The organism is Microbulbifer maximicatervae (SeqCode), assembly GCF_052467825.1.
This window is the reverse complement of record NZ_CP174327.1, coordinates 4153715-4167788: the sequence shown is the minus strand read 5'-3', so window position 1 is coordinate 4167788 and position 14074 is coordinate 4153715. Positions and strand designations below refer to the sequence as shown.

General features: G+C 45.6%; 11 protein-coding genes. 8 read left to right on the top strand and 3 right to left on the bottom strand.

Annotated features, from left to right (window positions below):
- Nucleotides 1-83: 83 nt before the first annotated feature.
- The 4 genes from ACJJII_RS18540 to ACJJII_RS18525 all read left to right on the top strand — a co-directional run bounded on the left by ACJJII_RS18540 (nt 84) and on the right by ACJJII_RS18525 (nt 4223).
- Nucleotides 84-821, top strand: coding sequence for an ABC transporter ATP-binding protein (locus ACJJII_RS18540; protein ID WP_444908153.1), 738 nt, complete (start codon nt 84-86; stop codon nt 819-821).
- Nucleotides 811-2019 carry an ABC transporter permease gene (locus ACJJII_RS18535; RefSeq protein ID WP_444917272.1) on the top strand — a complete coding sequence of 403 codons (1209 nt, stop codon included), beginning with the start codon at nt 811-813 and terminating at the stop codon, nt 2017-2019. Before ACJJII_RS18540 ends, ACJJII_RS18535 begins: the two co-directional genes overlap by 11 nt.
- Nucleotides 2020-2276: 257 nt before the next feature.
- Nucleotides 2277-3581 (top strand): S8/S53 family peptidase, encoded by a 1305-nt coding sequence (locus ACJJII_RS18530; RefSeq protein WP_444917271.1) that lies wholly within the window; start codon nt 2277-2279, stop codon nt 3579-3581.
- 120 nt (nt 3582-3701) lie between these two features.
- Nucleotides 3702-4223, top strand: a complete 522-nt coding sequence (locus ACJJII_RS18525; protein WP_444897474.1) for a DUF4166 domain-containing protein — start codon at nt 3702-3704, stop codon at nt 4221-4223.
- Between the two features lie 68 nt (nt 4224-4291).
- On the opposite strand, the gene biuH is transcribed toward ACJJII_RS18525, so the two are convergent.
- Nucleotides 4292-5014 carry a biuret amidohydrolase gene (biuH, locus tag ACJJII_RS18520; protein WP_444917270.1) on the bottom strand — a complete coding sequence of 241 codons (723 nt, stop codon included), beginning with the start codon at nt 5012-5014 and terminating at the stop codon, nt 4292-4294.
- A gap of 603 nt (nt 5015-5617) precedes the next feature.
- Here biuH and ACJJII_RS18515 point away from each other — a divergent pair.
- The 3 genes from ACJJII_RS18515 to ACJJII_RS18505 all read left to right on the top strand — a co-directional run bounded on the left by ACJJII_RS18515 (nt 5618) and on the right by ACJJII_RS18505 (nt 8547).
- Nucleotides 5618-6520, top strand: a complete 903-nt coding sequence (locus tag ACJJII_RS18515) for a prohibitin family protein (protein WP_413662147.1) — start codon at nt 5618-5620, stop codon at nt 6518-6520.
- 290 nt (nt 6521-6810) lie between these two features.
- Nucleotides 6811-7602: a penicillin-binding transpeptidase domain-containing protein gene (locus ACJJII_RS18510; RefSeq protein ID WP_444917269.1), complete on the top strand. Its 792-nt coding sequence runs from the start codon at nt 6811-6813 to the stop codon at nt 7600-7602.
- Between the two features lie 117 nt (nt 7603-7719).
- The gene (locus ACJJII_RS18505; protein ID WP_444917268.1) at nt 7720-8547 is read left to right on the top strand and encodes a DUF2059 domain-containing protein; all 828 of its coding nucleotides are present in this window, start codon (nt 7720-7722) and stop codon (nt 8545-8547) included.
- A gap of 195 nt (nt 8548-8742) precedes the next feature.
- On the opposite strand, the gene ACJJII_RS18500 is transcribed toward ACJJII_RS18505, so the two are convergent.
- On the bottom strand, nt 8743-10632 hold the full coding sequence (locus tag ACJJII_RS18500) for a potassium transporter Kup (RefSeq protein WP_413662144.1): 1890 nt from the start codon (nt 10630-10632) through the stop codon (nt 8743-8745).
- A gap of 304 nt (nt 10633-10936) precedes the next feature.
- Between ACJJII_RS18500 and ACJJII_RS18495 the strand changes: the two genes are divergently transcribed.
- The gene (locus ACJJII_RS18495; protein WP_413662143.1) at nt 10937-12577 is read left to right on the top strand and encodes an acetolactate synthase large subunit; all 1641 of its coding nucleotides are present in this window, start codon (nt 10937-10939) and stop codon (nt 12575-12577) included.
- 52 nt (nt 12578-12629) lie between these two features.
- On the opposite strand, the gene ACJJII_RS18490 is transcribed toward ACJJII_RS18495, so the two are convergent.
- The gene (locus ACJJII_RS18490; protein WP_413662142.1) at nt 12630-13862 is read right to left on the bottom strand and encodes a TackOD1 domain-containing metal-binding protein; all 1233 of its coding nucleotides are present in this window, start codon (nt 13860-13862) and stop codon (nt 12630-12632) included.
- Between the last annotated feature and the right edge of the window lie 212 nt (nt 13863-14074).

Here is a 14074-nt window from a genome sequence, read left to right as displayed (position 1 = left end):
TGGGGTTTATTTATCGTATCAAATGATTTGATATATCATTATATATCTGTTTGCAAAAATCCATGCTGCAAATGAGGTGCAAGATGAATGCTTTCACTACGAAATTGAAACTAGCGGTTGAAGTGGAGCAGCTGCGCTTCGCCTATCGTACAGGTCCTTCGGTTTTAGAGGTCCCTTATTGGTCAGTGCCTGTCGGTGAGCAGGTATTTTTACGTGGCCGCTCCGGTAGTGGTAAATCAACACTGCTGAACCTCCTGGCCGGTATTCTGTCAACAAAAGTTGGAAGCCTTAAGGTTCTGGGTCAACCACTGGGTACACTGAGTGAGCGCAAGCGGGATCGCTTCAGGGCGAGACATATTGGCGTTGTATTTCAGCGCTTTAACCTAATTCCCTATTTGAGTGTGGAGGACAATATTCGTGTCGCTACCCACTTTTCTGGTTTCCGTGGCGATTTTCGCGGCAGGGTTAATGAGCTGCTAACGGGACTCTGTTTAGGAGAGGAAATTTTACCCAAGAAAGTGGCCAGCTTGAGTGTCGGACAGCAACAGAGGGTGGCAATCGTGCGGGCATTGATCAATGAACCGCAGTTATTGCTGGTTGATGAGCCTACATCTGCTTTGGACCCTGAAGCGAGAGATGCTTTTGTCCAGTTGTTGATGACTGCATGTCAGCAAAAGAAATGCACTCTGATCTTTGTCAGCCACGATAGCTCTTTGGAACGACACTTCCCTCTGGTTATGGATATGCGCGAAATAAATATTGCCTGGAAACTTAGGCCCGAGTGGGACACTGCACCGGAGGCTTTAGCCGATGTTTTTTAAACTTGCTTGGCAAAGCCTGATGCAGCGTAAGGGTAGTGTGTCACTGGCCGTATTGTCTGTAGCAATCAGTTTGATTCTAATGTTGGGGATCGAGCAGTTGCGAAGCCATACTAAAAACAGCTTTAGTCGAACTGTGTCAGGGGTAGACCTTATTGTTGGGGCGCCTACGGGACAATTGAATCTCTTGTTATACAGCGTATTCCATATTGGGAATGCCAGCAATCATATTTCATGGGATAGCTACCAGGAACTTACTCACTTACCCCAGGTACGTTGGGCGATACCCCTATCCCTGGGGGATTCGCACCAAGGTTACAGGGTGGTGGGAACCTCAACGGGATTTCTCGATCACTATCGGTATGGGAATAAGAGGCCATTGGAGCTATCAACCGGCCAGAATTTTATCGATACTTTTAGTGTCATATTGGGGGCGGAGGTCGCTCGGGAACTCAACTACCAACTTGATGACACTCTCACAATGGCGCACGGTTTGGTTGGAACGCGCTTCACAGAGCATGGTGAAAACCCCTTTATCGTTAGTGGCATACTCAAGCCTACTGGTACACCAGTAGATCGAGCACTCTATGTAAGCTTGGCGGGACTGGAAGCCGTTCATGGTGCTGATGCGGAGCACGATGATCTGGTGCCTAATAACATTACTGCCTTCTTACTCGGGCTTAATTCCCCTATAGCTACATTTCAGGTACAGAGAAAAATAAACGAATATTCGAAGGAGCCGCTGCTGGCAATATTGCCGGGCATTGCACTATCGGAGCTTTGGCAGATATCCGGTGGTATAGAAAAGGTATTATTTTTTGTCTCAGCTATGGTGGTTTTGGCTGCATTGCTTGGCTTATGTATCTTACTACTTTCCACGATGCGCGAGCGCAGACTGGAGATAGCACTACTGAGAACTGTAGGTTCTGGCCCTTTGTTTTTATTCCTATTGATCCAGACTGAGGCATTTTTGGTTTTACTTTTAGGTGCGACAATTGCTGTTTCTGGATTGATAATGGGAGGCTGGCTGGTTGAGCCAATTCTGACAGATAAATTTGGAATCTATTTGGACGGCGTTGTTATAGGCGAACATACGATTGTGCTTTTAGCTTTAGTACTGGTAAGCACATTAATTGTGGCTGCTATTCCCGCTATAAGTGCATGCCGCCAGTCTTTGGGGGATAGTGATCTTCTGCATTGACTAGAAGCTGAGGCCGAGCCAAATTCAGAGTAAGACTTTCTCTAGATTTTGATGTCAGAGGTAACCGAATATCTTTTATTTTATGGGCGATATTAGTTTTGTAATTTCTATATATATTTGCTTTGTTGCCTTTCCACACCATTCGTGATCCTATTTCCAGGCTGCGAGCTTTTCCTGTCACTGGGACTATTTTTATCCCGTGGCTTGTAGCAGCCTACAAACACTATCTAATAATTTTTCATGACAAGGAAATAGTTTTGAATAGGATAATACTAACAATCTTAATGTTGCTGGGTAGCCTCAATATATTTGCTTCAACCCCAGATATTGAGCAGGCCAGAGATTCCTTAGAGATTGTGAAAGAATTAACCCCCTGGCCTTGGGAAGAGCCGGTAACTCCAATTATTGAAGAGTATCTGGCAGCTGATTTTGATCAATATTCGGGAATGGCAAAATCCCACTATATGGTTGATGAGCTGCTGATGCACAAGTGGGGTCAGTCAATCACAGAATTTATTGTATTAGCCGAGCTTCTGTACACGTTTCAGCCAGAAGATTACCAGAATCAGTATAGGTCAGAATTTGATGCGGCTACTGCTGACCTGAATCTCTTCAGGTTGGCAATTAATGAGTTACTGCTTCCCCATGTACCCGGTTATAAACTGAAACAGCAAATTTTGACTAAACGCTTTGATGGCGAGGGTATGGTAATTGCTGTCTTTGATTTGTTTGATCCGACACGCTTACAAGAGCAGCGCGAACAGTATCCCAATATTGAAGCAGAAGTTGCATTTGGTGATCCCATTACTTTCCTTCATGGTAACACCGTAATTGATATCATTTTGGATATTGCTCCGAAGGCGACTATTGTACCCGTTAGTGCCGAGAGCAAAACTTATAATGATGCAATGGCCTATATGCGGTATCGAGATGACATTAGTGTGATCAATATGAGCCGTGCATTTCATATCACCAATGACCAACTCGACCCAGAGTTTGCAGAGCATCTTTCCGCTATTTTACAAAGTAAGATTTTTACCAAGTCACTGGGGAATACAGGTACAGATCTTGAGCATAACAACACCGATGTGAGAGAGCGCTTGGAGCTACCACCACTCGGCAGCTTCTTTACCTATGACCTGGATTTAATCAGGGCATTCCTTGCTCAGAACGAAGGGCAAGCCGGTGCTGAGAATTTGTTTTTTGCAATCAACCTCCAGCCATTCTCAAATGAGATCTCACTTACGGCGACGGTTCCGGGTTACAACCCCTTGGCTATTAGGCAGAGCTTTGCTATTGCCGGCGATGCAGTATATTCAGCTTCCAGTCAAAACTTTGAGTCTGGTAGCTCTTTTGCCGCGCCTCAACTAGCGGCTGTCAGTCTATTGCTCCTTGAAATGGCAGACTATTATGGCCTTAGCAGGGTAGAAGCTGCTCAAATAGTGAGCAAATCATTGAAAGATAATGCTCGCCGCAGTTGGTTAGGTGATCACAACACCGGGCTTGGGTTCGTTGACGCCCACCGGGCTATGAGCGCTATTCTGAGAGCGAATAGCAAATAAGCTTGATTTAGTCATCGAGTTGACTGAGAGTGCGCTGGCAGGTTGAATATTTACAGCCTGCCAGCTACCTGTATAGATGGTACTGTGGGTAAAGGACGTGAATAGGAATAGGAGTGAATATTGAACATACTTTCTGCTCATATGGGGTCCTCATTCAATGAATTATCTCCACTGTTGCAATTTGCACACACTGGGGTGAAGAGGTATGAGGGTTCTGTTGTAGTCAAACGAGGTGGAGTTATTGCGAATACTATTTGTTCAATATTTAGATTCCCGAAGGCGAGTTCAAGTTCGCAGTTAGTTGTAGATTGTGGACACTTTTCCGATCGGATGGATTGGGTGAGAGATTTCGATGGGTTCAAGATGAGTTCATCATTTTATTCAGAAAAAAACTACCTGGTAGAAAAGCTCGGCCCTCTAGAAATGCAGTTTACCGCTCATAGTGTCAACGGAGCCCTCGAATATCAGTTTTCGAAAACAAAGTTGTTTGGTATACCTCTGCCAAAATTTCTTTGGCCTAAAGTCACGGCTTATGAAACAGCAAGTGAAGGGCAATATCAATTCAGTGTCAGCGTACACATGTTTCTAGTAGGGTTCATCTTGTCATATGCTGGCGAGCTGAAAGTTAAGGAGCCTGCTTGATTTAAAGCGTAATTAGGGAAGAGCGACCTCTGTAACAAGCTCTACCCTAACTATCACACTTTATGTACTCACCTGTTCTTAGATGCTTCTGCTAAGCCCTTTAGGAGTTTCTCACTATCTGCATGAGCGCCAAAGACGCCCCCCTGCATAGTAATCATCTTGAGAGCCGACTCATGGTTGCCGATGTCGGTAGCCCCAGTGCAGTCTGATAGAAGCAGGCACTCGAATCCTCGATCATTTGCTTCCCTCATGGTGGTGTGTACGCATACGTCGGTTGTAACGCCCACGAGAATCAAGTTATCGATCCCTTTAAGCTTGAGTATGAGCCCGAAGTCTGTAGAAAAGAAGGTACCTTTGCCAGGCTTATCAATAATGACCTCACCAGCTTTGGGCGCTAGTTCAGGGATCACGTCCCAACCAGGTTCCCCTCTGACTAAAATACGTCCACATGGTCCCGGGTCGCCGATACCTGCAGCAATTTGTCGTGAGCGCCAGCGTTTGTTTGGAGGGAGGTCAGAAAGATCGGGGCGATGTCCCTCCCGGGTGTACATAATGTGGTAGTTTTCTGCCCGCATCGCATTCAATACTTGCTGGATGGGTTCGATGGGCTTGCGCATTGCCTCCAGGTCATATCCCATCTTGTCGACATAGCCGCCGGGGCTGCAAAAGTCCACCTGCATATCAATAACCACGAGAGCGGTGTTTTCTGGCCTGAGATCCCCATTATATGGCCACTTGTATGGGTTGGCCTCGACAGGGCCATTTTTGTCCGATGAATCTGAAGTGCTCATTGTCAAGGCCTCTAATTATTGATAGAGAAAGTGATTGCTAATGGATAATAGCGTTGATTGAGAGCTTGATTGAATGGCAAGGCTTTATCGGGCGCACAATTCTTGCTTAGGTGAGGCATAGCTGGATTTGCATAAGTAATAAGTGTTCATCTGGTAGTGGGTTTAGGCGTATCTCTCCTATATCTTTTATTCATGAAAGGCCAAAAATACTGTGACATGTATTTTTGTGTATACGATTCTCTTCAAGTATTTGATCAAATTTAAAAGGCGGTTTTTATTCGTATATCTAGCATATGAAATTGCGAATGCGATTTTATTGTGCGCTAAATATCTACAAACAAGATCGCGGTTGGATAGTTGAAGCTTACCTCTATATTTCGCTTCAAAGAGTTCGTTCCACTGATATGTGGAAGTGAAACGTTACACTTTTTTTATTGAAAAATTATCTATATTATCCTGCGATTCATTTTGAGTGAATTTTAGTGGAGCTTATTTGGTACTCCCTTCTGGTTTAGGAATGTAGGGATTAAAGAATGTCCGCTTATGTATTCATCTTTGAAGTTAAGAACCGTTTTTTGGCTGTAAGTAGTTAAAGGAAAGTTTGTGGAAAATCTTAAGAAGGGAATTTTCGCTGGTGTTGCATTACTGATTATCCCTATCACCATGGGGACCGTTTTCACAGTTGATGAGGGTCACGTAGGAATCGTAAAGCGATTTGGCAAGGCAGTCTCACAGGTTGATCCCGGAATTCATACGAAGGTCCCACTTATGGATAATGTGGTCGAAATCGAAGTGAGAACCCGGAAAAATGTTGAGACGATGAATGCCGCCACCGCAGAACAAATGCCATTAAAAGCAGTGACTGCGGTGAACTGGACGGTAACTCGCAGTGCGGCCATAGATTTGTATAAGCAATATGGCGGTTTGGAACAATTTGAACAGCGGATTCTTGACCCCAGGCTGAGAAGCGCCAGTAAAGCTGGTTTGGCTGAATTCAAGGCAGAGCAGATTATCCAGAACCGGAATGCAGCAATTCGACGGATTGAGGAACTCTTGGAGGAGGAAACCAAGGGGTTGCCTATGGAATTAGGAGATGTACAGATTGAGAGCATCAGCTTGCCTCCCAAGTACATCCAATCTATTGAAACCAAGCAGACAGAGTTGAACCTGGCGGCTGCCGAAAAGCACAAATTGGAACGTCAAAAGCTGGAAGCGCAACGTGAAGTGAATACTGCTAATGCGCGCCGTGATGCCACCAAAGCTAAAGCAGATGGTGAAGCCCATAAGATTCGTGTAGAGGCCGAGGCGGAAGCTTTTGCGATTCTGGAGAAAGGGGAAGCGGAAGCCGCAGCGATTAAAGCAAAAGCTGATGCGATTGCCAGAAACCATACCTTGGTTGAATATATCCGCGCGCAGCAATGGAATGGTCAAATGCCTTCAACTATTATGGGTGGCGATCAGCCAATTCTATGGGATATGGGGAATAACTCAGACCGCAGAAATTAAGATAGCCCAAAGCTAGAGCTTTGCTTGCTTTTTACACAAAAGGTTTGGTGCTTATCAATAGGAAGCACCAAGCCAAGTTTGTTCAGTTGGCAGTATTTCCTAAATTCTAAATGATGGTACAGTCATTACTTAATGAGGACTGTTTGTTAGTCTTGTAGTTACTTGACTTGCCAAGTAACTCCTCCCAATATCCGAAAGGTACTTTTCGGTGTGCTTATTACCCGGTATATCCTGATTAATTTTATTGATGTTCCTTGGGTATCACGCACTCTAAATCAAGGAGATTCCGGTTGAAACACTTTATATGGTTTATCACTGCTGCAATATTGGTTTTTGGTGTAAGCAACTCTGTGATTGCAGAAGATGGGGGCTCATGTAGCAAGTTATGTACTTTTGTGCTCAAGAATAGTCGGACCTCAGAATATACGATAATTAATAGGGAGAGGGCAGCCAAGCAGTTCACACCATTCTCTACTTTTAAGGTTCCCAATACCCTTATTGCACTTGACTTGGGTTTAGTTGAGAACCTGTTACAAGAGCTAACCTATAATCATGACAAATACCCGGCTAAAGCGTGGTGGCCTACAATCTGGTCAGAAAGGCCTTTGACAATTCGCGAAGCATTTCAAAATTCAGCGGTTCCGATCTATCAGCAATTAGCAACGGAGATTGGCGCTAAGAGAATGAATCAGTATTTGGCAGGCTTTAATTATGGTAATCAGGATGCTTCGTCTGGTATTGATACCTTTTGGCTCAATGAGAGTATCAAAATATCAGCGTTGGAGCAGATAGACTTCCTGGAGCGTTTATTTACTGGTCAATTACCTGTATCGCAGTCAGCTATAGATAAATTTAAAGAAGTGATGCTGGTAGAGGAGACTGATACCTATAAGTTATATGCAAAAACAGGAGGAGGGCCATTAGCTAAGAATAAGGCTTTAGGTTGGTATATTGGAATTGTAGAGTCCAATAACAATATTCATTATTTTGCGATTAACATAGATGGCAGAAGTTTTCGGGAGGTACAAAAGAAAAGAATTGAAATTGCCAGAAAAAAACTATCTGAGTTGGGGGTTATTTAGGCTCTTTATAGCGAAGCTGTGGTACGTCTGTTTTTGCAATGGTTAGGGCTTTTTGATTGATTGTTGTGAGTCAATCGGCATAATGACGATCAAATTCACTTTCATATGGGGCTTCCTATGGGAACTCAAGCTGTAAAAGTTATATTTGCTTTATTCATCAGCACCTTTTGCTCATTATGCCTGGCTGCCGATAAAGTAGCCAATCTGGATAAGCTTATGCTTGTATCGGGTTTCACCAAGCAGGTTGAGGGGTTTCCTGAGCTAGTAAAATCTGGATTTACGGAAGGCGTGCAGCAGGGTGCACCAATTCCTCAGGATAAACTGCAGAAGATTCTTGAAAGTGCAGATAATACAATTTTACCGTCCATCATTATGGATGAAGTGCGCTCGTCACTGAGTACTTCTCTGACCGATAAAGATGTTGAGGTCTTATTGGCTTGGTATGAGTCAGATATCGGTAAGAAAATTACCAAGGCTGAAGAGGAAGGAAGCTCTGAAGAGGCATTCCAGAATTTGATGGCTAATGCACAGCAGTTGATGGCTGACACAAAGCGCGTTGAAATGGCAACTCGTATTGATCAGCTTGTTGGTGCTACCGATATGGCGATGGAGATGCAGATCTCTACGGGTATTGCTGTCTATTCCGCAGTTATGGCAGTGATGGCTCCCGGCCAAGAGATCAATCTAGATGCTTATAAGGCACAAATGGAGGCAATGAAGCCCCAGATGCGTCAAAATGTTGAGCAATTTGTTACCCTATCTTTCGTGCAAACTTATCAAGGCTTCGACGATGCAAGCTTAGCGAAATATGAGGAGTTCTTGAGCCAACCAGAAGCTAAAAAATTCAATTCCTCTTCAATGGCAGGGCTTAATAAAGCTTTAACACAAGTAATCGGCCGTTGGTCCGGTGATATGGCTTCTATACTTAAAAACGAAGCGAACTGATTATGGGATAGGGAGCTCCTGAATATCTTTATACTTCTTAATTAGAGTATTTAGGGGGTTCTCGGCCTACCGCCTGCATCCATACTAGCTGTAAAGGAAGCAGGCGGTATGACCATCACACTTTTACCTTTCCGTTCTATACCCTAAAGTGAGTCTCATAGGCTTGTCAGTTATTTAATAAAATAGCTTGTCAATTCAAATCATTATATTCTCTTGCACTTCTACAGTCCGATTAGCTGGAATGCGGTAATAGTCGATAGCACTACTTGAATTCCTTACCATGGCGGCAAAGATCCGCTCTCGCCAATTTGCCATTTTGCTATAGCCGCCTTTAACAGGAAATATGTTATATCGGCAGGTAAAGAAAGAAGACTTACTTGGATCTATATCCAAAAGGTGCATTTTGTTGAGTTTATTTATGGCCCCTTCGACATCTGGGCGTTCCATATATCCATAACGTAATATTAGCCTGAAACATCCCTCTCTGATCTTGCTAATGATTGCTCGGTTCTTTGGGAGTACTTTTGGTGTGTTGGCCGACGTAACGGTTAGGAAAAGATTCTTTTCATGAAGGACACTATTGTGCTTCAAATTGTATATCAGGGCATGAGGTACAAAGAGTTGATTGGTTCCCACAAATATTGCAGTTCCAGGTACTCGTAATGGGGGATTATCAAAAAGTGAGTTTAAATAGGGCTCTAATTTAAAATTTTTCCCCTGTAAGTAACAATTTATCGCTTTTTTTCCATCTCTCCAAGTAATCATCAGCATCGCAATAAAGGCGGCTAAACTTATAGAGAACCACCCCCCGTGGCCTATCTTTGCCAGGTTTGAAGTAACAAAGGCAAAATCAATAAAAGCAAAGAATGAGCCGACAGCCAGGCAAATTATCAGATTGTATTTGAGGTAGTGACGATACACGATTGCTGCAATGCAGGAGGTAATCAACATTGCGCCACTCACTGATACACCATAAGCACTAGCCAGGTGGACTGAGCTTCCAAAGAGAATTGCCACCAGTATTACCGCTGTCATTAATAGGTAATTGACACCGGGCATATAGACTTGTCCCGCGAGTGCTGATGACGTGTGCCGGATGGCAAAACGGGGCATCAAGCCAAGTTGGATTCCTTGTTTTGTCAGGGAGAAGGTCCCCGAGATACAGGCCTGGGAAGCGATGCAGGTTGCTACAGTTGCAAGAATAATCATTGGGTAGAGCGACCAGTCCGGGTACATCCGGTAAAAGGGGTTGTCTACCGCAGAGGTGTCACTAATAAGTAGAGCGCCCTGTCCCATATAGTTCAACACCAGGGCGGGGAACACCAAACCTATCCAGGCAATTCTTATAGGCATACGTCCAAAATGCCCCATGTCGGTATATAGAGCCTCTCCTCCGGTAAACACCAGTAATACTGCACCTAATATCCAGAATGAAGCCATGCCATGGTTAGTGAGGAAGCTCAAAGCATGCAGCGGATTGACGGAATGGAGGATTACAGGGTTTTGGAGCACCCAGTAAAGGCCCGCGAGCAGCAAAACTAAGAACCAGATGGCGGTGATCGGGCCGAACAGTTTCCCCACGGTTTCGGTGCCGAAGCGTTGCACAAAAAACAATCCAAAGAGTATGCCGATAGAAATTGGCAGGATAAACGGTTTTAGAGTCTTGTTGACTATCTCCAGTCCTTCGACTGCGGAGAGAACGGAGATGGCTGGTGTGATAACGGCATCACCAAAAAATAGTGCCGCCCCACAGATCCCTCCGCCGATAATAAGCTTTCTTAATAATTCTCGCCCTTTTGTCGCTTCCAGGGCCAGTGTCATCAGCGCCATGATCCCACCTTCCCCTCGGTTGTCCAGGCGCATTACCAATATGACGTACTTAATAGTGACAATGAGGGTAAGTGCCCAGAAGACAGCAGAGACCCCACCAATAATGGTCTCGGTGTTATGGGGAATTCCAAACCGGGGGTGGAAAATCAGTTTAAAGGCGTAGAGTGGGCTAGTGCCGATATCACCAAATACAACCCCGAGAGCGGCAAGTGATAGAACCCAGTGTTTTCTTGCGCCTTCTGAGCGAGATTCCATTTGCAACTCTTATCATCCGGTGTCATACAAAGGCAGTGATTTAAGACTTATCAGGGAGTTTGCTGTCATCACTTGGATGGTGGATATCAGCGCGCAAGAAATTAATTTTCCCTGAGACTGATCTTAGCAATACATTGCTAAGGCACCATGTGAGCTACTGTGCAGGGTGCAAACTTACAAGCCGATAAAGTGAGATGTAAGAGAGGTATCCGCGTAATTGAGCAATCGTGACAGGCAGTTATAAAAACAGCTCTTTTGGCGGGGATCTTATTGTTAGTAAGGCGGGACTACAGGAGCCTCCCCAATGAAAGCATCGGACCTTTTTATTCGTGCCCTGGAGAAAGAGGGCGTTGAGTATATCTTCGCGATTCCTGGTGAGGAAAACCTGGATATGCTGGAGTCTTTGCGGGGCTCAAAGATAAAACTAATTGTCACGCGCCATGAACAGGGTGCCGGTTTTATGGCTGCCACCTATGGTCGGCTTACGGGCAAGCCAGGTGTCTGTATGTCTACTTTAGGTCCGGGGGCCACGAATCTGGTGACTGCCGCAGCTTATGCCCAGCTCGGTGGAATGCCGATGGTGATGGTCACCGGTCAAAAACCTATCAAAAGTTCCAAGCAAGGGCAGTTTCAGATTATTGATATTGTTGACATGATGCGCCCCCTGACCAAATTCACCAAGACAATCGTGGGGGGCGACTATGTGCCAGCTCATGTCCGTGAAGCCTTTCGGCAATCTGAAGAGGAGCGGCCGGGGGCAACCCACTTGGAATTTCCTGAAGATATTGCCCGTGAACACTCCACCATGCCGGTCTTGGAGCCCAGCTATAACCGCAGGCCAATTGCCGAAGAGAAGGCAGTGCGCAAAGCTGCAGAAGCGATTGAGGCATCCCGTAAACCTCTGCTGTTGGTGGGAGCAGGCGCAAACCGTAAATTAACCGCCAAAATGTTGCGCAAGTTTGTCGACAAGCTGGGTATTCCGGTGGTGACAACTCAGATGGGTAAGGGAGTAATTGATGAATCGGGACCGCACTTTATTGGCAATACCGCGCTATCCGACGGGGATTTTGTTCACCGGGCCATTGAGCAGGCCGACCTGATTATCAATGTGGGCCACGATGTTGTAGAAAAACCGCCTTTCTTTATGCGTCCCGGTGGCCCGGAAGTTGTACATATCAACTTCAATTCAGCGCAGGTGGATCCAGTCTACTTCCCGCAGATAGAGGTGGTTGGCGATATTGCCAACAGCTTGTGGCAGCTGGACCAGCACTTGGAACCCCAGGATCACTGGAGCTTTACCGATGCGCACCGTATCCGTGCCGCGCTTCAAAAGCACATCCAGGAGGGCTCAAATACCACCACTTTCCCAATTCGTCCGCAACGACTGGTAAAGGATCTCCGCGAAGTAATGCCGGAGAAGGGCATTATTGCGCTTGATAATGGCATGTTCAAAATCTGGTTCGCGCGGAATTATCCTGCTTTAGCCCCGAATACCGTGCTGCTCGACAACGCACTGGCAACGATGGGGGCGGGCTTGCCTTCGGCAATGGCTGCCAAGTTGGTGTGTCCAGACCGCCGTGTGGTCGCAATTTGTGGGGATGGGGGCTTTATGATGAACTCCCAGGAGATTGAAACGGCGGTTCGCTTAAAGCTTGACCTTATCGTACTTATTTTGCGCGATGATGCCTACGGAATGATCAAGTGGAAGCAGGCCATGATGGAGTTTGATAACTTTGGTCTGGATTTTGGTAACCCTGATTTTGTCGACTATGCAAAATCCTATGGTGCTCATGGCCACAGAATAACGGCCACGGATGAGTTTAAGCCGATGATAGAAAAATGTTGCAGGGCGGGTGGAGTCCATCTCGTGGATGTGCCCGTGGATTACAGCCACAACGACCGTATCCTGAATCATGAAATTCGCGAGTTGTCGAGTAAGTTGTAGGGGTAGCCGGCTCGGGTAAGGTAGTTGTAACAGGGAGGCGTTCGACTTTCTTTTAAACAAGCTCCTCGGGCCCAAGTACTTTAAAGTAGGGGCCAATATCCAGCCTTATGGAGGACATGGCAATCTTGATCATTTCTCTGCGATCTTCGAGTATGTCCTCCTTAGCTATTCCATGTAGAACCATATAATCTTCATATTTCCCGGTAATAAAGTCCTCTTTCCGTATACCTTCGTAAGCTCTACATAAAACTCCATGAAGGTTCTCTATGAATTGGCGGCGGCTCTGCATTGTTTGTCGGGGCCCATGCTCGACTTCGAGTTCATGAGCATGTTCATAGTTGATATTCACCAAGCAAAAATTTGTTTTGTTCTCTTTCCAGGCTCTTGCCGCCTGGTTGAGTTCTACGATCAGGGTGAAGGGTAGGTCAGCGAACATAGGGTTATGGTCAGTAAAATCGAGAAATGCATAGCCAGCTCTTAGGTAGCTACTGGCGCGTTCCGTAATGTCGTAGCTGTGAATGTCCCCGGTGCGTATGGATTCGCTGTCGGTATCTTTCTGGCAGTTGAGGCACAAAAAACCTATCTCCACTTCTGAGCTGGCATGGCCGCAAGCATTGCAAATAAGTAGTGTGCCGGGTTTGTCGTAGTCACTGCCGAAGTGTAAAAGCTCCTTTCGACATTTGGGGCAAATTAGGTCTTCACCTTCCCTGAAGTCAGCTTCGCGTCCCAGGTAGGCGCAGCTGAAATGGTGCAGATAGAAGTCTTCGGTAAGGTTAGAGGATCTGCATACCGCGCACTCTTCACGGACATTAAACTGGGAACCTCCACAGCCGTTACAGATATGGCGTCGATCGAAAAACTTGCCCTGTAGAAATCCTGATTCGATCAGTTTTTCACATTCCGTCACAACCGTCGGGCTATCGAGGATAATATTAAAATCAACAGTAGCTTTGGAGTTGGGGCTATAGTGCGGCGAGAGACTTACGCCAGATACAAATAATCGCGCTAGTATTTTGTCGCTATCTTTCTGAGTGGTGTGGAAATCCAGGTGGACTTGCGCGCGCCGATAGTGAAAGTCGTCAATAACCTGGCTCACAACGGGCATATCCTGCGCACTAAGCTTTGAGCAATCCAGATCTGCCTTCTCGCCGACTGTTCCAGTGAGATCAATAACCGGGAGTAGATACAAGCCACCACGCATATGCCATATATGCGTCAGGTCATCTACTGATGCTGGCTCCTCAATTAAAATAGCGTCTTTGGATTCACCGGTATGCGATGTCACCTTAGAGTCGCCGGGCCAGCGAAAAAAGCTATATTCGTCACTTAAAAAGGAGATGCTGATTCCTCCACACCTATATAACAGCTGGCGTTTGAAAGATTAACTGAGTGTTTTAGCTTATTTCATGCCAGTTATGCGTAACTGTGTAGCCTGTAGTGTATATGGCGTCCCTTTAACTGAATAGATTGTTGAGTATTTAAGAAAAGATAGGTGAA